Below are 17,536 nucleotides of genomic sequence, written 5' to 3'. Positions count from 1 at the left end.
CGGCGGCGTCGGTGCTGCGCTCCAGGCGGTCGGCGAGCGCCGCGGCGCGACGGAGCGTGTCGGCCCGGCGGCGCGGTGCAGCCGCCAGCTCAGCACCGCGTCGGCGGCCGTCTCGAAGCAGCCGGCGGGCAACGGAATCCGGTGGCGCAGGTGGTGGTACCCGCCGGGCAGCGGCCCGTGCCGGGTCGACCCCACCTCCGGGTACGTCAGCTCGGCCACGGTTCCCCCTCGACCTCGACCGGACACGGGTCAGGGTACGGGCGGCCCGGTCGGGTCGTCCGTACTCCGCCGGGAGCAGTGTGACACCGTCGTTCAGCGCCGTTCGTCCCTCCACAGTGGAGGACGGCTCGGCAGGGGTCAGGCGGCCTCGCGCAGGTCGGCCAGGGTGAGCGGGGTACACCGACGCAGCAGCTCCTCCAGCTCCGGCACCGAACCGACCTCGCCGAGCACGTTCCGGCCGCCGCCGAACCGCTCCGGGTAGCGGCGGGTCAGCCGGAAGCGGTAGCGGCCCCGGATCAGCTCGACGCTCACCCGCCACCGCCCGCAGCAGTCACAGACCCACTCGGACACCTCGCGAAAGTAGCTCTGACCTGGGCTTATTCGATTCGCCCGGTCGGGACGAGCGGCGCGTAGGCGGACACGCCGCCCCGATACTCGCGGTGATCTGCCTCACGACTGTCGGCACCGTCTGATTGACTGGTCGGCGTGGACCTGCCGATCAACCCGCCGGTCGAGCCGATGCTGGCCAAGAGCGTACCCAAGCTGCCCACCACCCCCGGGGTGACCTACGAGCCCAAGTGGGACGGGTTCCGGTGCATCGTGTTCCGGGACGGCGACGAGGTCGAGCTGGCCAGCCGGGGCGGCAAGTCGATGACCCGCTACTTCCCCGAGGTGGTCGAGCAGGCCCGCCGACAGCTGCCGGCGCGGTGCGCGGTCGACGGGGAGCTGATCGTGATTCGGCGGGACGGGCCGAGCGGCCAGCCCCGGCTGGATTTCGAGCTGCTGGCCCAGCGCGTGCACCCGGCCGCGTCCCGGGTGAAGATGCTGGCCGAGACCACCCCGGCCGACTTCGTCGCGTTCGACCTGCTGGCGATCGGTGACGAGGCGCTGCTCGACCAGCCCTACCCGCGCCGCCGGGCACGACTGGTCGAGGCGCTGGCCGGGGTGCGCCCACCGGTGCACGTCACCCAGGTCACCACCGATCCGGACACCGCGCGTCGCTGGTTCGACGTGTTCGAGGGCGCCGGGCTGGACGGTCTCATCGTCAAGCCGGCCGACCTGCCGTACGAGCCGGGCAAGCGACTGATGTTCAAGGTCAAGCACACCCGCACCGCGGACGCGGTGGTGGCCGGCTTCCGCTGGCACAAGTCCGGCCCGGTGGTGGGTTCGCTGCTGCTCGGCCTGTACGACGACGCCGGGGTCCTGCACCACGTGGGCGTGAGCGCGTCGTTCAGCATGGCCCGCCGCGCCGAGTTGCTCGACGAGCTGGCGCCCTATCGGGACACCGGCGGCGAGCACCCGTGGGTGCACGGCGACCACGAGCGCGGCCAACGGATCCCGGGTGGGGTCAGCCGGTGGACCGGCACGAAGAACCTGGAGTGGGAGCCGGTGCGCCCGGAGCTGGTGGTCGAGGTTGGCTACGACGCGATGGAGGGCGAACGGTTCCGGCACACCGCCCAGTTCGTTCGGTGGCGCCCCGACCGCGACCCCCGATCCTGCCGCTACGACCAGCTCGACCGGCCGATCCGCTTCGACGTGGACCAGGTGCTGCGCGGCGACCCGACGGCCACCGTGGACCGAGCCGCCGCCGGCTCGGCGTAGCCTGGCCGTCGACCCGATCCCGGAGGACCACGTGACCCGCACCGCCGACCAGCCTCGGATGGCGACCAGCCGCCGGGTCCGTCGCACTCTGGCCGCCTTCGGCGTCGCCGCGCTGCTCACCGCCGGCTGCACGCTGCCGGCGTTCGCGCCGCGCACCGAGGTGGAGGGCGAGGCCGCCCCGACCGGCAGCGCACCGACCTGGCGGCCCTGCCCGGAGGTGCCCGACGAGCTGGTCGGGCGGGGCGCACCGAACATGCGCTACGAGTGCACCCGGATCGCGGTGCCCCGCGACTGGGGCACCGGCGGCGGGGCGAGCGCCGGCCCGGGCGCCGGGCAGACCTTCGAGATCGCCCTGCTGCGCGCCCGGTCCACCAAGCAGCGCGACCGGGTGGGCTCGCTGGTGGTCAACCCGGGCGGTCCGGGCGGCTCCGGCGTCGACACCGCCGTCTACCTCTCCTTCGGCCCCCAGTTCGGCGGGCTGCCCACCTCGATCACCGAGCGTTTCGACATCGTCGGCTTCGACCCGCGCGGGGTGTCCCGGTCCAGCCCGGTGAAGTGCATCTCCGACGCCGACCTGGACGCCAGCTTCGGCTACGACCCGGACCCGGCGAGCCAGTCGGCATTCGATGGCTTTGTCGGCCTGAGCCAGCGGATCGGGCGCGGCTGCGGCGATCGTTACGGCGACCAGTTGCCGCTGTACGGCACCGAGCAGGCCGCCCGCGACATGGACGCGGTGCGCGCCGCCGTGGGCGACGAGAAGCTCACCTACCTGGGCTACTCGTACGGCACCCTGCTCGGCGCCACGTACGCCCAGCTCTACCCCCAGCGGGTGCGGGCGCTGGTGCTCGACGGCGCGGTCGACCCGCAGCAGCGGCTGATCGAGGGGTCGGAGAGCCAGGCCCGCGGCTTCGAACGGGCCTTCACCAACTTCACCCGCTGGTGCGCGGCGAACGCCGGCCGCTGCCCGATCGCTCCGGACGCCCGCGCCGCGGTCACCTCGGCCATCGACAAGGCGAAGGTCTCCCCGGTACGCGGCGCCGACGGGCGGGAGGCCACCGCCGGTTGGGTGTTCTACGCGGTCATCTCCTCGCTCTACACCGAGGCGGGCTGGCAGGAGCTCGCCCAGGCGATCGACAAGCTGGCCGAGGGCGACCCGAAGGACGTGTTCCGGCTCGCCGACGCGTACGCCGGCCGGGAGGACGACGGGCACTACTCGAACCTCTTCGACGCCAACCTGGCCATCAACTGCGCCGACGAGACGGAGAAGCCGAGCCGGGAGCAGATCCGCCAGTTGCAGTCCGAGTGGCGCGGGAAATACCCGCTGTTCGGGCCGGCGTTGGCGGTCGGCATGCTGAGCTGCGTGGAGTGGCCGGGCGGACGGGACCCGTACCCGACCGGGAAGGCGAACGGCGCGCCTCCGATCGTGGTGGTCGGCACCACCGGCGACCCGGCGACGCCGTACGAGCAGACCCCGCGGCTCGCGTCGATGCTGGGCGTCGGCCGGGTGCTGACCTGGGAGGGCGAGGGGCACACCGCCTACCCGCAGACGTCCTGCATCACCAACGCTGTCGACGCCTACCTGCTCGACCTGACGGTGCCCCGCGAGGGCCTGCGCTGCCCGCCCCGCTGACTGTGTGCCAGGCTCACCGCATGACCGACGTGATCTACCGGGAGGCGGTCCGGGCCGACCTGCCCGCCGTCATAGCCCTGCTCGCCGACGACGTCCTGGGCAAGGCCCGCGACTTCACCGCTGTCGACGAGGCCTACGAGAAGGCGTTCGCGGCCATCGACGCCGATCCGCGCAATCAGCTCATCGTGGCCGAGCAGAACGCCGAACTGGTCGGCTGTCTCCAGATCACCTACATCCCCGGCCTCGGTCGGCACGGCAGCGAGCGGTCCCTGATCGAGTCGGTCCGGGTCCGTTCCGACCGGCGCGGCCAGGGCCTGGGCCGGGACCTGATGGCGTGGGCGATCGACCAGGCCCGGCAGCGCGGTTGCGCGCTGGTGCAGCTCACCACCGACAAGACCCGCGAGGACGCGCACCGCTTCTACCTGGGCCTGGGCTTCGTGGCCAGTCACGAGGGCATGAAGCTCGCGCTCTGACCGGGGTCGGCGCCAGCTTCGCTGCCGCTGACACGGGCGCGTCGGCAACGACCGACGATGGGCGGCCGCGGGTATCGCTCAGCCGTCGACCAGGCGGCCGTCGCGCAGGACGAGCACCCGGTCGGCGAGGTCGATCAGGGCCGGGTCGTGCGTGGCCACCAGGGCCGTCATGCCGCGGGCGTGCACCACGGCGCGCAGCAGGTCCATGATGGACCGGCCGGTCTCCGAGTCGAGCTGGCCGGTGGGCTCGTCGGCGATGAGCAGGTCCGGTTCGTTGGCCAGCGCACGGGCCACCGCGACCCGCTGCTGCTGGCCGCCGGAGAGTTCGTACGGGCGCTGCGCGGCGTGCCCGCCCAGGCCGACCAGTTCCAGCAGCACCGCGACGCGCTCTTCCCGCTCCGCGGCCGGCACCTGCGCCAGCCGCAACGGCACGCCCACGTTCTCGGCGGCGGAGAGGATCGGCACCAGCCCGAAGGTCTGGAACACGAACCCGACCGTGCCCCGGCGCAGCCGCAGCAGCTCCGCCTCCCCGGCCGAGGTCACCTCGTGCCCGGCCACCACCACCTGACCGCTGTCCGGCCGGTCCAGCCCGCCGATCAGGTTCAGCAGCGTGGTCTTGCCGGCCCCGGAGCGACCGCGGATGGCGACCAACTCGCCCCGGTTGGCGGTGAACGAGACGTCCCGCACGGCGTGCACCGCGTGCTCACCCCGGCCGAAGGTCCGGCTGACCCCACTGACCCGGACCACCTCGTCGGGGTACGCCGCAGACGCACCGCCGGACCCGGCCGCGCCGGTCACCACCATGTTCTGCCGGCTCATGCCCGCGCTCCCCGCTCGTCCGTGGCCCGGTTGCCGGGCCGTACCTGCACATGGTCCGGCTCCAGGTCGAGCCGGACCCGCTCCTTCAGCGAGAGCGCGTCGACGAACGCCGCCGGCAACTGCATCCGACCGTTCCGGTCCAGCACCGCGTACTCCTCGCTGACCAGCTCGGTGTTGCCGTCCGCGTCGGTCCGGGCGGTCCGGCGTACCTCGGAGGCGGTCCGGCCGTCGCGGATCGCGACGGTCCGGCGGACCTGTGTGGCCACGGCGTGGTCGTGGGTGACGACCACGATGGTCACGCCCAGCTCGGCGTTGATGGTGCGCAGCGCCGCGAAGACCTCCGCGCCGGTCGCCTCGTCCAGCTCGCCGGTCGGCTCGTCGGCGAAGAGCACCTCCGGGTCGTTGGCCACCGCCACCGCCACCGCGACCCGCTGCTGCTCACCGCCGCTGAGCTGTCCCGGCCGCCGGTCGGCGCAGTAGCCCACCCCGACCAGGTCGAGCAGTTCCCGGGCCCGTTCCCGGCGGGCCTTGCGGCTGCGTTTGCCGGCCAACTGCATCGGCAGCTCGACGTTCTCCAGCGCGTTCAGGTACGGCAGCAGGTTGCGGCCGGTCTGCTGCCAGACGAACCCGACCAGCTGCCGCCGGTAGCTGAGCCGTCGCTTGGCGGAGAGCGAGAGCAGGTCGTAGTCGGCCACCCGGGCGATGCCGGCGGTCGGCGTGTCCAGGCCGGAGAGGATGTTGAGCAGTGTCGACTTGCCCGAACCGGAGGCACCGACGATCGCCACCAGCTCACCCCGGTCGATGACCAGGTCGAGCCCCTGCAGGGCGACCACCTCCACCCCCTCGGTCTTGAAGATGCGCACCAGGCCGTCGCAGACGATGTGCCCGCGGAGGCGGTCCTGCCCGCCGGCCCGCTCGGCAGCGCGTTGAGCGGCCCGTTGTTGCAGGGCGGCCAGGTCCGGCACCAGTGGAGTCTGGGCGGTTGCGGTCATCTCAGCTCTCCTCTCCGAGCCGAAGCACCTCTCCGAGGCGCAACCGGCGGTTGTTCACAGCCTCGACGGCGACCGCGAAGCCGAGGGCGATCGCCCCGAGCGCGAGCACCGCGGCGACCAGGCTGGGCTCGAAAGCCACCCGGACCGGCACACCACTGGTGAACGCGGACAGGCCGAGCACCGGGTTGAGCAGCAGGGGCAGCACCGCACCGACGAGCGCGCCGGTCAGCACCGACACCGCGACCAGCGGGGTCAACTCGACCAGCAGCAGCCCCCGCCACTGCCGGCGGGACAGGCCGAGGGTGCGCAGCCGGGACAGCACCTGGCCCCGCGAGCGCGCGCCGGCCAGCACGGTGAACGCGATGGCCAACAGCCCGAGCACTGTGCCGCCGGCGGCCCCGGCCACGAACCCGAAGGCCAGCACCCCGTTGGCCCCGCCCTCGCCAAGGTCCCGGCGGACGTCCGCCCGGGTGTCGACGGTGACCCCCAGCGACCGATCCCGACCGGCCACCGTGCCGTCCCGCTGGTAGCGCTCCTGCCCCTGGTCGCCGGCGACGCGCAGCGCCTCGGCGTCCAGCGAGTCCCCGGCGATCAGCAGGCTGGTCGGCACCGGGATGGTGGTACGCGTCGGCAGGGCCTGCCAGGGCAGGATCACGAACCGGCTGGCGTTGGCCGCCAGCAGCGGGAAACCGTCCTGGGTGCCGGCCACCCGGAACTCGTACCGCTGGCCCTGCACCGCGATGAAGGCGGAGTCGTCCAGCCCAGCCTTCCTGAGGTCGGCGGCGACCGCCGGTGAGACGATCGCCGGCAGTGGACCCGGGCCGGGACCAGCGGTGCGCAGCGCGGCCGGAACCGGGACGTCCACCTGGGATTCGCGGGCCACGGTGTCCAACCCTGAGCCGTCGACCAGCAGCACGTCCGTCGGCCCGATGAAGGCGTCGGTGCCGACCTCGTCGGACGCCAACCGCTCATCGTCCTCGTACAGCACCCGGGTCACGGCCCGGACCCCCGGCAGGCGGCCCAACTCGTCGACGGTGTCGGGTGCGAAGCGCTCCCCGCGGATCACCGCGTCGGCGGGCACGATCTGCGCGGCGGCCCGTTCCCGGCTCGCGTCGACGCCGGCTGCCACCACGGCGCAGAACGCCGCGGTGCCGATCGCCAGCACCACCACGACCAGCGGGGCGGCGACCGCCGCGCGGCCGGCGCGGGCCGTGCCGAGGAACGCCACGCTGCCCCGGGTCCGCGCGGCCAGGCGGCTGACCAGCAACAACGGCCAGGGGTACGCCCGCAGCGCCAGCACCGCCGCCGCGACCGCGAGGAGCACCGGCACCGACACGAGCAGTGGGTCCACCTCGCCGAGCGTCAGGCCCCGCCGGCGCAGCAGCACCGCGGCGAGCCCGGCCAGGAACAGCAGGGAGATCTCGACGGTGAGCCGACGGGCCGACGGGCGCACCCGGATCAGGTCCCGGCGCGCCGTCCCACCGGCCGGTACGGTCAGCGTCGCCACCGGCAGTGCCAGGGTGACCAGCACGGTCACCGCGATGACGTACGGCGTGGTCGGATCCGGGGCACCGGGGAACAGGGTGCCCAGCCACCAGCCCAGCGCGGCGGCGACCGGTACCACCAGCACCGACTCGGCGAGGCTGCGCCGGGCGCCGGCGGTGGCCCCGCCGCCACGGGCCCGCAGCAGCGCGAACTCCGAGCGACGCCGTCTGGTGGCGAGACTGGCCGCGAGCACGATGAGCCCCGCCAGGGTGGCCAGTACGCCGGCCGCGATCACCGCGAGCAGGGTCCGGACGGCATCGATCTGGGCGGCGAACGCGCGCAACGGGACGTCGACACCCTGGGCCAGCGTCAGGCCCTTCGGCTGGTTGCGCTGCATCACCTGCAGGCCGTCGATCAGCTGGTTCAACTCGCGTGCGTCGATCCGGTCGACGCCCAGCCGGTACCGCCAGTTGGACTGGATCGGCCAGCCCGCCGCGGCCCGCTTGTTGAGGGCCGACTGCGCGACGACGCCGACGATGACGAACGGCTCACCATCACCCTGCGGTTCGATGATCCGCAGCAGCGGTGGCAGCCCGTCCCAGATGCCGTTGGCGCGGTCGACCGGGCGGAACAGCCCGGCCACCACCAGCGGGGCGCCGTTGATGAGTCTGCCCTTGTCATCGGTGTCGCCGATGCGCAGTTGGCTGCCGGCCCGCAGGTTGAGCTTGCGGGCCACGTCGACGTCGAGCGCCACCTCGATCGGCCGGTCGGGAACGTACGTCTCGCTCGGCCACGCCCCCTCGACCAGGGTGCTCGCGCCCTGCACGTCGGGCATGGCCCGCAGGCCCAGGTCGACCAGCAGGTTGCGGGCCGCCAGGTCCGGTCCGGCCACGCGGACCCCCGCGGTCTCGACGCTGTACCACCGCTCGGTCACCGCCGAGCGCACCGGCGGCGGCATCTCCGCGGCCAGGGCGTCGAACCGTTCGGCGGCGTCGCCCATCGCCGTCCGCCGCGCCGTCGCGGGCTCAAGGCTGGTGGTGTACGAGAGGTCCCGGCGGGCGGCCGGCTCGCTGTTGAGTTGCGCTCGCAGCCCCTGTTCGGCGAGCCGGTTGACCAGCCGGGGCACACCACTGATCAGCAGCGTGACCACCAGGGTCAGTACCGCCAGCAGCAGGAACTGCCCCCCGTACGCCCGGACCCGCCGGACGGCCGCCCCGACGCTCATCGCTCTCCCCCGATTCGCAGCTGTACCGCCGCCACCCGCTGACGGATGCCGCTGGCGATGAACGCGCTGAAGGCGAGCGCCGCCAGCAGCAGACCGACCGCGGTCAGGCCGATGGGCACCCAGGGCAGCGCGAACGCCGCCGGGGGTGTCGGCCGGTCGGCGGCCGGGGTGAGGATGACCAGTGGGGCCATCGTCGCGCCGACCGCGGTGCCGAGCAACAGCCCGACGCCCACCCCGATGCCGGCGAGGAACGTCTGTTCGGCAAGCAGCGCCCGGACCATCAGCCGGGGCGTGGCGCCGAGGGTGTGCAGGACCGCGAACTCGCCGAGCCGGCGCCGCGCGGTGGCCCACACGTCCACCATCAGGCCGACCAGGGCGAGCAGCACCGCGCCGAGCGCGGCGGCGAGCATTCCGGTACGCGAGCCCTGCCAGTACGGGTCGTCGGCGGCCGCCTCGATGGCCGCCTCCCGGTTGAGCACTGTGACGCCCGGGAGTGCGCTGGCCGCCTGGGCGGCGGCGTTCGCGTCGGCGGCGCCGACCCACCATTCCGGTACGGGTCGCACCGCGCCGCTGCTCCGGATCATCGCGTCGACCGCGGCCGGCAGGTCCAGCAGGACGCCCTCCCCGGTGGTGGCCGGTACGGCGGCCACCTCGCCGACCAGGCGCACCGGCAGCGTCGCCCCGGAGAGGGTCAGGTCGACGGTGTCGCCGACGTGCAGGCTCAACGCATTGACGACACCGGGGGTCATCAGCACCGGTACGGGCTTGTTCTCTCCGCCCGCCACGACAGCGAACCGGCTGGGCGGCTGGTACGCGAACTGCCCGCCGGGAATCACCTCGACCGCGCGGACCGCGGCGAACCCGGTGCCGGTGGTCCGCACCGGCGTGGACTCCTGCCCCGGGGCGGTCATGGCCCAGTCGCCGCCCAGTTCGGCCGGTTGTGTCGTGCCGTCGGCCTTGATGACCGTCAGCCCGTCCAGCTGGAGCCGGTAGGAGTTGCCGGCGGCCAGCCCACCGTCGGCCTCGAAGCCGGCCAGCCGCAGCCGCCGCTCGCCCAGGTCGGGCAGTTGCGCGCTGAACGTGGTGGCCCGGCCGTCGCCGTCGGCGTTGGCCGCCGGTAGCCGCAGGGCGAGGCCGTCGGGGGTGGTGACCAGCAGCGTCACAGCGACCTTCACCGGTCGGGCGGCGTTGCTCACCGGGGTACGGATGGTGCCGGTGATCGCACGGGCCCCGACGGGCAGTTCGACGCCGGCGGGCTCTCCCCGCGCGCCGACCATCCTCCGGTACTGCTCCGCGGCCGATCCGTCGCCGAGGCGGTCGGCGAACCGGACGACACCCGGGGCGTTGGCCGGGTCGACGGCGATCGCGGTCGCCGCCAGGTTCTCCCTCCCGACCCGGATCTCGTCCCGCCACGCCGGCAGCACCCGGTTCACTGTCGGCAGCGCGGCGAGTTCACCGGCCCGGGTCGGCGGGGCGCCGCCGGCCCGTTCGGTCACCCGGAGGTCGGCGCCGACGGTGTGCCCGGCCTGCTCGACCTGGGACCGCTCGCCGGTGCTGATCAGGGACCAGGCCAGGGTGCTGCCTCCGACGGCGAGGGCGAGCAGCAGGACCGGGCCGGCGTGCGGACGCCGGCCGGCCTGCCACATGCCGAACATGGTGGCGGTCCAGGGACGTCGGTCGACGAACCGCTCCGCGAACCGGGTGAGCGGCGGGAGCACCCGCAGCGCCAGCACCGCACCGGCCAGCACGCCGAGCGTCGGTGCGGCGACCAGCAGCGGGTCGAGCCCGAGCCGACCGCCCGAGCCGGCCAGCGGGGAGGCGTACCGGCGCAGCTGCACCCAGGCGAGCACGGCGAGCGCCACGAGCACCAGGTCGACGCTGGCGCGTTGGACGCTCGCCGCCCGGTTCGGCCGGGAGCGGGCCGCCATGTCGGCGACGTACGTCCCGGCGCCGCGCAGCGCCGGAAGGACCATGGCGACGAGGCAGCCGGCGGCCGTGGCCGCTGCCGCCGCCCAGACCAGTGTGGTGTTGCCGCCGGCGGTGGAGAGGTCACCGGACCCGCCGGGTCGGATGTGTCGCAGCGCCTCGCTGGCGATCAGCGGGCCGAGCACGGCTGCCGGGGCGACCACCAGGGTCGCCTCCCGGGCGGCCAGGCCGGCCAACTGCCGACGAGCGGCGCCGCGGGCGCGCAGCAGCGCGGTCTGTGGGCGGCGGTCCTCGTGCAACAGCGCGGCGACCAGCACCAGCGCGTACCCGCCGAGCACCAGGATGAGCAGCAGCGGGGTGGCCAGCGACGAGCGACCCACCAGGTCGGCGCGGGCGATCCGGTCCAGCAACTGCGGCATCTTCGTCACCGCCTGTCCGGAGCTGCCCAGCTGGGCGGCCTCGGGTACGGCCGAGACGGCCTCGGTGAGGGCTTTCCGAACGGCGGGCAGGTCGGCGGTGTCGACGCCACCGAGGTCCGGCTGAGCCAGCCAGGACGCCGACACCGAGCCGGGGAAGGTGGCCGCGAAGTCGGCCGGGTCGAGTGTGAACGGCCCGTACGAGGTGCCGGAACCGGCACTGCCCGCCCCCACACCCGGGGCCAGCAGCCAGTACGCGTCCGTCGGGTCGCGGGGCCGCCAGGTGCCGGCGAGCACGAGCTCTCCCCGTCGTTCGGTGGCCCGGTCGCGCACCGGGACGCGTTCGCCGACGGTCAGGCCGAGGGCGCCGGCGACCCGCTCGGGCAGGCTCACCTGGACGGGGGTCGCCCCGGGGCGGGGCCAGGCTCCGCTGGTCAGCTCCGCGTGGCCGGCGAGGTCGGCGAGCGTGGCCAGGTTCGCGAAGACCGGTTCGTCGGCCGTACGCGGGATCTGCCCGAGGTCGCCGGTCAGTTCCCGGCCGGTGCCGTAACGGGCGGCGGTGACGTTGACCGGGACGCCGCCGAGCCCGGTGGCGAACTCGGCTCGGACCGCCTTGTCCCGGCTCGCGAACTCGGTCGCGTCCCGCCCACCGGAGCCACTGACCAGGAGGCCGCGCTCCTCGGCGGGCGAGGCGGCAATCAGGGCCCGCTGCCCGGCGTCCACCGCCCGACGGTTGTAGTCGGACAGCCCGGTGACCAACGCGACGGCGACGAGGGCAGCGATCACCGCCGCGACCAGCAACCCTCGCGCCTCGCGGGCCCGCCTCCACACCAGCTTCATCCGACGCCTCCCCTGGCCCTGGCAGGCCGACGACCTCAAGACAGGCCACCCACCGGGAAAGGTTCGCGCCCGTTACATGATCGTTATTAGGAGAGGGGCAGCTCGGGCCGGCCAGCGCGCCGGGGCGACCAACTGCCGCCCCGAAGGTTGCGGGTGCCGGCGACGGTCAACGTGGGTGTCCGGTCACGAGAGCGTCGGACCGGGTGCCGGCTTCGCCTTCTGGGGGTAGAACGTCTCGTGCCGGGCCAGCATGGCGACGAACTCGCCGATCTTCCGTTCGCGGGTCTCCACCCGTTTGACAGCGTTGAGACGGTGGATGAGCGCGAACCGATTGGCCTTGGTGAGCACGTCGAACATGGCCTGGGCGGCGGGCTCGGCGGCGATGGCGGCCAGGAGGTCTTCCGGCACCTCCGCCTCCGACGGCGGCGCGTAGGCGGCGGCCCACCGCCCGTCCGCCTGCGCGGCCTCCACCGCGGCGCGACCCGCCGGCAACATCCGCCCCTGCTCCTCCAACCGGGCAACGTTGGCGACGTTGCGTTGGGACCAGGAACTACGGGACCGGCGTGGGGTGAACCGGATCCAGGACGACTCCTCGTCCCGCTTGCGGGCCTGCCCGTCGATCCAGCCGAAGCACAGGGCCTCGTCGACCGCCTGCTGCCAGGTCAGCGTCGTGACCGTGCCACCCTTCCTGGTCAGCGCCAGCCAGATGCCGGGCGACGTGGCGTGGTTGGCCGACAACCAGGCGCGTAACGCGTCGGCGTCCGCGACGACCAACTCGGCCAGCTCGGTGCTCGTCATGCTGGCAAGCTATCCGCCGGGTCCGACAGCCGGTGACCTCCGTGGGATTCGATCAACGCGTCCACCACGGCGGCAGCGTCGGCGTCCGCCACGTCCGATGGATACTCCGGCAGCAGGTCGTCCCAGGCGATCAGCCACGACCCGAACAACTGAGCCTGCCCCTCGGGCCGAGCGAAGAACCAGACATGCAGGTGAGCGCCGCCATCCCCGAAGCGGTAGACGTGCGCCCGCGAGACGTGCGGCAGCGCCTGCATGTGGCGAACGATCCGGGTGCTCAACAGCCCAAGTTCGGCGGCAAGTTCGTCAGGGAGGTCCGCCATGTCGTGGTGAGCGAGCGGCAACAGCATGAGCGCCAGCGGGACGCCCACGCCCGGGATTCGGATCAACCGCCAACGCTCGTTGAACCAAATCCCTTCGTCCCGGTTGCGGCAGGTGTCGCAGTCCGCCGGGTCCTCGCCGTGCCGCGCCGGCTCCGGCAGCACCGGAGGTCGCAGCGCCGACACTCGAAGTCCGTCCGGCTCGAACGGACTGATCTCCCACCCGGTCGTCCGCGCCAAGGGAAGGCGGCGCTCGTCGTCCGCGGCAGCGACCGCGCGGTCGTAGAACTCGTCCGGTGGTAAGGCCATGCGGCACAGACTAGTACGACAAGATCCACATTGGTCGACGACAGATCGTCACTGAGCGGCAGGCCAGCCAAAGGCCCACCCCACACCCTCAGTCGCTTTCCCGTTTGGGTCGATGCCGTTCGGCCTACGTTCGTCGGTGGTAGTGGTTGCGGCGCGGGAGCTGGTCGGGGTCGAGCCAGGCCGGCGGTACGAACTCGGGGTGGCCGTCGTCGCCGAGCCGGACGGTCCAGTCGGCCTGGTGGACGTGCCGGTGGTGGTGGCCGCAGAGCAACACCGCGTTGTCGAGGCTGCTCGGGCCCCCGTCGGCCCAGTGCCGGATGTGGTGGGCGGCGCACCAGCGCGGCGGCCGGTCGCAGCCGGGGAAGGCGCACCCGCCGTCGCGCAGCACCAGCGCTCGTCGCAGCGGCCCCGTGATCAGGCGGCGTTGCCGGCCCGCGTCGAGCACCTGCCCGGCGCCGCCGAGCACGGCGGGCAGGACGGCGGCGTCGCAGGCGAGCCGGCGCACCGTGTCGGGGGTGAGCCGCAGACCGACGTCGAGGGTGCCGGCGCCCAACTGCCGCGTCAGCCCGTCGTAGTCGGTGGTCACGACAAGCTGGGCCGGGTCGCCGCCGTGCTCGGGCAGCTCACCGGTGCGCAGTGCCAGCCGACACACGTCCGCGAGGGCGTCGTGACGGCGCTGCCCGGCGCAGCGGCCGTCGTCAGGCCCGGCGGGTGCGCTGAGCGGGTCGATGACGGCGCGCAGCAACGCGGCGGCCTCCGCGTCGAGGGTGCCACTGAGCCGCAGCCGCCCGCCGGTCTGCTCGGAGATGGTGACGTGTCGGTCGCGGGCGGCCCGAGCGGCCTCGGCTGCCAGGGCCGCCGCGGCGGCGGCGTCGGCAAGGTCGGGGGCGACGTGGTCGAGAATCCGGCCGCCCATCCGGCGCAGCAACAACGGGTCGAACTGCGCCGCCCACTCGACCAGCATGCCGACGGCCTTGTCGGCCACCTCGACGCCCGCCGACGCCGTCACGGTGGCGGCCGTGTCGGCGATGACCCGGGCCTGCTCCAGGCTGACCGCCCCGGTCGCCAGGGCTTCACGCACGGCGGACGGGGCCACGTCGAGCGAGGCGGCGAGACCGACCAGCCGACGCGCGGCAGAGACATCGAGTCGCAGGCGGTGGCGCAACCACACGGCCGTCGACGAGGCGCCCTGCGCGACCGCGGTGCCCCGACCGTCCAACTCTCGCACGACCGCCAACTGCACCGACGCCAGCCGCTGCTGAAGCCGGTGGGTGGCGTCGAGCGCCGCGATCAGATCGTGCTCGGAGAAGGCCCAGGCCGGGGCGTCGGCGCAGGTCGCCACCGCACTCTCCGCCCGCGCCAACTCATCGATCACCAGCAAATTCTAGAACAGGCGTACGACAGAATCCCCGACGTTACTTTCGTCTGGAGTCGGATAATCTGAAGCCATACGATCAACCAAGGACATCGCTTCCTGCCCCTGCCCCGTGAGCGGACGCCCTCCCCGAGGCGACCCCGCCGGTCGACATGGCGATCTACCAGCTCCCCACGGGCACCTACGAGACGCGAGCGGCGTTTGCCGTTCGGGGCGGCTCCTTCCGTGACAAGCGGCAGTTCGCCGCCACCGCCATCCTCGTGCGGCACCCGAATGGCGATCTCCTCATCGATGCCGGCTTCGGAGCGAATGTCGCCGCGCACCTCGCCATGCAGCCCCGGTTCGCCCGCGCCCCCTTCCAGGTGACCCGGACGGTGAGCGAGCAACTCGACGACAGTGGTTACGACCGCGGCAGGCTCAGCGGAGTTGTCCTGACCCACTCGCACTGGGACCACGCGAGTGGCCTGGACTCGCTCGACCTCCCGGTCTGGATGAACAGGGGCGAACTGGAGTACGCCGCCAGCGACGGTGACGGCAAGGTCTTCCGCGCCGTCTCGCCCGGCCACGAGATCCGCGAGTACGCCTTCGACGGCCCCGCGTACCTCGGCTTTCCCGCGAGCTTCGACGTCCACGGTGATGGTTCGCTGGTGCTGGCGCTGGCCGGAGGCCACACGACGGGATCCGTTGTCGCGTTCGTGACGCTCCCCTCGGGCAAGCGTTACGCGTTCATCGGCGACCTGACCTGGCAACTGGACGGGATCCAGCGGAGACAGGAACGTCCGTGGCTACTGCGTGCTCTCGCCGACAGCGACGCCGAACAGGTGCGACAGGGCATCCTGCGGTCGGCCGCGTTGACCGAGCTGATGCAGGTGGTTCCCGCCCACGACCTGCGCGCCTACCGGGGAATTCCACTCCTTGAGGCGGCGCCGCGATGACTGACGGACCAGCGCCATCACTCGACTCCGAGATCACCTGGCTGCTGCATCGCGCCGCCCAACGAATGCACGTGGTGACCGGCGAGCAGGCCGAGAAGCATGGCCTGCACCTGCGCGACTACATCGTGTTGAGCGCGCTCGACAAGACACCCGGGCTGACCCAGGTCGAGTTGGCCAGAGCGCTCGGGCTCGACAAGACCACGCTCATGACCCAACTGGATCGACTCGAACGCGACAATCTCGTCGTCCGCCACGCCGATCCGAATGACCGCCGGCGACGCATTCCGGAAATCACCTCGGCTGGTGACGAGGTACGGGCGGAGGTCGCCCGTGCCAGCGACGAGGCGGAGCGGAACGCGATGGCCGGCTTCACCCAGGCCGAGGTCGCCATGTTCCGGCGCATGCTGTTCGCGATCATCGGCACAACCGTGGACCCTGGGTCCTGCCTGTGATGCCCGGCGACCGCAGGGCGGCGCTCAGACGCTCTCCTCCTCGGCGGTGCGCTTGGCGCGGCTCGGCTGCACCCGCTTCGGCTCGCCGGGCATCTTCGGGTGGTCCGGCGGGTACGGCAGGTCGCCCTGGCCGGCGGCGGCGTCGCGCTCGGCCCACTCCAGCAGCGGGGTGATGTCCCACGGCGCGTCGTCGATGCCGGCGTGCGGATCACCGCGCTCGGCGAGCCGGGCCGGCACGGTACGCAGGTCGAAGTCGTCCGGGTCGACGTCGGGTAGCTCGTCCCAGGTGACCGGGGTCGAGACGGTGGCCCGCGCGTTGGCCCGCAGCGAGTACGCGCAGGCGATCGTCCGGTCGCGCGCCATCTGGTTGAAGTCGACGAAGACCCGGGTGCCGCGCTCCTCCTTCCACCAGGCGGTGGTGACCAGGTCGGGGTTGCGCCGCTCCACCTCCCGGGCCAGCGCGATGGTGGCCCGGCGCACCTCGGTGAACGTCCAGCGGGGTTGGATGCGCAGGTAGACGTGCACGCCCCGGCCGCCGGAGGTCTTCGGCCAGCCGGTCGCGCCCAGCTCGTCGAGGAGCGCGCGGACCTCGCCGGCGGCCCGCGCCGCGTCGGCGAAGTCGGTGCCGGGCTGCGGGTCCAGGTCGATGCGCAGCTCGTCGGGGCGGTCGACGGCGGCGGCCCGCACGGGCCACGGGTGGAAGACGATGGTGCCCATCTGCGCCGCCCAGGCCACGTGCGCCAGGTCGGACGGGCAGAGCTCCGCGGCCGTCCGACCGCTCGGGAAGGTGATCTGCGCGGTGGTCACCCAGGGCGGCACCCCACGGGTGGGCACCCGCTTCTGGAAGAACGCCTCGCCCTCGACGCCCTCGGGGAAGCGTTGCAGGGTGGTGGGCCGGTCCCGCAGGGCGCGCATGATCCCGTCGCCGACCGCGAGGTAGTAGTGAAAGACGTCCGCCTTGGTGAACCCCCGTTGCGGAAAGATCACCCGATCCGGACTGCTCAGCCTGACGGTGTGCCCGGCCACCTCGACCTCGGCGGCCGCAGCCTTGGTGCCACCCATCCCGCGACCCTATGCCACACCCCCGACGTCCGACGTACCGTTGGCGGGTGAGTCTTGACGACAACGAGCTGCCCCGTACCGACGAAGAGTGGCGGGTCCGACTGACCCCCGAGGAGTTCCACGTCCTGCGGGAGGCCGGCACCGAACGCCCGTGGACGGGCGAGTACGTGGACACGAAGACCCAGGGGGTCTACCACTGCCGCGCCTGCGGGCTGGAGCTGTTCTCCAGCGACACCAAGTTCGACTCGCACTGTGGCTGGCCGAGCTTCGACGACGCCATCCCGGGCCGGGTCAAGGAGATCGAGGACCGCAGCCTCGGCATGGCCCGTACGGAGATCCGCTGCGCCCGCTGCGACAGTCACCTCGGGCACGTCTTCCACGGCGAGGGCTTCACCCCGAAGGACACCCGGCACTGCGTCAACTCGGTCTCCATCAAGCTGGAACCCCGCTGACCGAAGAGCCCCTCACGGCGTACCCCTGAGCAGCTCGACCTCGGCGGTCCGGGACTGCTCGATCCGCCGGGCCAGCTCGCGGACCCGCTCGTTGCGGCCGACGCCGACGTGGGACCGCTGCTGGCTCTGTTCATCGCGGGGCCGCTGCCGGGCATGGTGATCCGGCCGCTGGCGTCGGTGACCGAGGTGGCGGTGCTGGCCACCCTGGT

16 protein-coding genes and 1 pseudogene are annotated in these 17,536 nt (G+C 73.1%); 6 read left to right on the top strand and 11 right to left on the bottom strand.

Annotated features, from left to right (window positions below):
* Both ABZU52_RS27380 and ABZU52_RS27375 read right to left on the bottom strand, forming a co-directional pair.
* Positions 1–219 (bottom strand): DUF1990 family protein (locus ABZU52_RS27380; RefSeq protein ID WP_354973839.1); only part of this gene is annotated, 219 nt, incomplete at its 3' end.
* Between the two features lie 138 nt (positions 220–357).
* Positions 358–570 carry a hypothetical protein gene (locus tag ABZU52_RS27375; protein ID WP_354973838.1) on the bottom strand — a complete coding sequence of 71 codons (213 nt, stop codon included), beginning with the start codon at positions 568–570 and terminating at the stop codon, positions 358–360.
* Between the two features lie 135 nt (positions 571–705).
* On the opposite strand from ABZU52_RS27375, the gene ABZU52_RS27370 reads away from it, so the two are divergent.
* From ABZU52_RS27370 to ABZU52_RS27360, 3 genes are read left to right on the top strand one after another with little or no spacing between them, the layout of a single operon-like run.
* Positions 706–1,821 (top strand): ATP-dependent DNA ligase, encoded by a 1,116-nt coding sequence (locus ABZU52_RS27370; RefSeq protein WP_354973837.1) that lies wholly within the window; start codon positions 706–708, stop codon positions 1,819–1,821.
* Between the two features lie 58 nt (positions 1,822–1,879).
* A complete protein-coding gene (locus ABZU52_RS27365) occupies positions 1,880–3,451 on the top strand; it encodes an alpha/beta hydrolase (protein WP_354973841.1) in 1,572 nt (523 codons plus the stop codon).
* A 20-nt stretch (positions 3,452–3,471) separates the two neighbouring features.
* Positions 3,472–3,924, top strand: a complete 453-nt coding sequence (locus tag ABZU52_RS27360; RefSeq protein ID WP_354973836.1) for a GNAT family N-acetyltransferase — start codon at positions 3,472–3,474, stop codon at positions 3,922–3,924.
* A gap of 78 nt (positions 3,925–4,002) precedes the next feature.
* Here ABZU52_RS27360 and ABZU52_RS27355 read toward each other — a convergent pair whose 3' ends face one another.
* From ABZU52_RS27355 to ABZU52_RS27325, 7 genes are all read right to left on the bottom strand, one after another.
* Entirely contained in the window at positions 4,003–4,728 is a 726-nt protein-coding gene (locus ABZU52_RS27355; RefSeq protein WP_354973840.1) for an ABC transporter ATP-binding protein, read from the bottom strand.
* Positions 4,729–4,739: 11 nt separating this feature from the next.
* Entirely contained in the window at positions 4,740–5,735 is a 996-nt protein-coding gene (locus ABZU52_RS27350) for an ABC transporter ATP-binding protein (RefSeq protein ID WP_354973835.1), read from the bottom strand.
* Position 5,736: 1 nt separating this feature from the next.
* Positions 5,737–8,445, bottom strand: a complete 2,709-nt coding sequence (locus ABZU52_RS27345) for an FtsX-like permease family protein (RefSeq protein WP_354973834.1) — start codon at positions 8,443–8,445, stop codon at positions 5,737–5,739.
* Positions 8,442–11,627 (bottom strand): ABC transporter permease, encoded by a 3,186-nt coding sequence (locus ABZU52_RS27340; RefSeq protein WP_354973833.1) that lies wholly within the window; start codon positions 11,625–11,627, stop codon positions 8,442–8,444. Before ABZU52_RS27340 ends, ABZU52_RS27345 begins: the two co-directional genes overlap by 4 nt.
* Before the next feature lie 183 nt (positions 11,628–11,810).
* Positions 11,811–12,425, bottom strand: coding sequence for a YdeI/OmpD-associated family protein (locus ABZU52_RS27335; protein ID WP_354973832.1), 615 nt, complete (start codon positions 12,423–12,425; stop codon positions 11,811–11,813).
* Positions 12,422–12,928 carry a hypothetical protein gene (locus ABZU52_RS27330; RefSeq protein ID WP_354973831.1) on the bottom strand — a complete coding sequence of 169 codons (507 nt, stop codon included), beginning with the start codon at positions 12,926–12,928 and terminating at the stop codon, positions 12,422–12,424. The genes ABZU52_RS27335 and ABZU52_RS27330 overlap by 4 nt, the downstream gene beginning before the upstream one ends.
* Before the next feature lie 247 nt (positions 12,929–13,175).
* Positions 13,176–14,426, bottom strand: coding sequence for a DUF222 domain-containing protein (locus tag ABZU52_RS27325; protein WP_354973830.1), 1,251 nt, complete (start codon positions 14,424–14,426; stop codon positions 13,176–13,178).
* A gap of 152 nt (positions 14,427–14,578) precedes the next feature.
* Between ABZU52_RS27325 and ABZU52_RS27320 the strand changes: the two genes are divergently transcribed.
* Both ABZU52_RS27320 and ABZU52_RS27315 read left to right on the top strand, forming a co-directional pair.
* Positions 14,579–15,361: an MBL fold metallo-hydrolase gene (locus ABZU52_RS27320; protein ID WP_354973829.1), complete on the top strand. Its 783-nt coding sequence runs from the start codon at positions 14,579–14,581 to the stop codon at positions 15,359–15,361.
* Complete coding sequence (locus tag ABZU52_RS27315; protein WP_354973828.1) at positions 15,358–15,813, top strand: MarR family transcriptional regulator; 456 nt, start codon at positions 15,358–15,360, stop codon at positions 15,811–15,813. Before ABZU52_RS27320 ends, ABZU52_RS27315 begins: the two co-directional genes overlap by 4 nt.
* A gap of 24 nt (positions 15,814–15,837) precedes the next feature.
* On the opposite strand, the gene ligD is transcribed toward ABZU52_RS27315, so the two are convergent.
* Complete coding sequence (ligD, locus tag ABZU52_RS27310) at positions 15,838–16,875, bottom strand: non-homologous end-joining DNA ligase (protein WP_354973827.1); 1,038 nt, start codon at positions 16,873–16,875, stop codon at positions 15,838–15,840.
* 47 nt (positions 16,876–16,922) lie between these two features.
* Here ligD and msrB point away from each other — a divergent pair, with 47 nt between their 5' ends.
* Entirely contained in the window at positions 16,923–17,327 is a 405-nt protein-coding gene (gene msrB, locus ABZU52_RS27305; RefSeq protein WP_030336225.1) for a peptide-methionine (R)-S-oxide reductase MsrB, read from the top strand.
* Positions 17,328–17,339: 12 nt separating this feature from the next.
* Here msrB and ABZU52_RS27300 read toward each other — a convergent pair.
* Positions 17,340–17,536, bottom strand: a pseudogene (locus ABZU52_RS27300) (hypothetical protein); the annotation flags it as partial.

Origin of the sequence: Micromonospora sp. NPDC005220 (genome assembly GCF_040607895.1) — a bacterium.
Classification (GTDB): domain Bacteria; phylum Actinomycetota; class Actinomycetes; order Mycobacteriales; family Micromonosporaceae; genus Micromonospora.
This window is presented reverse-complemented; position numbering and strand designations above follow the sequence as displayed.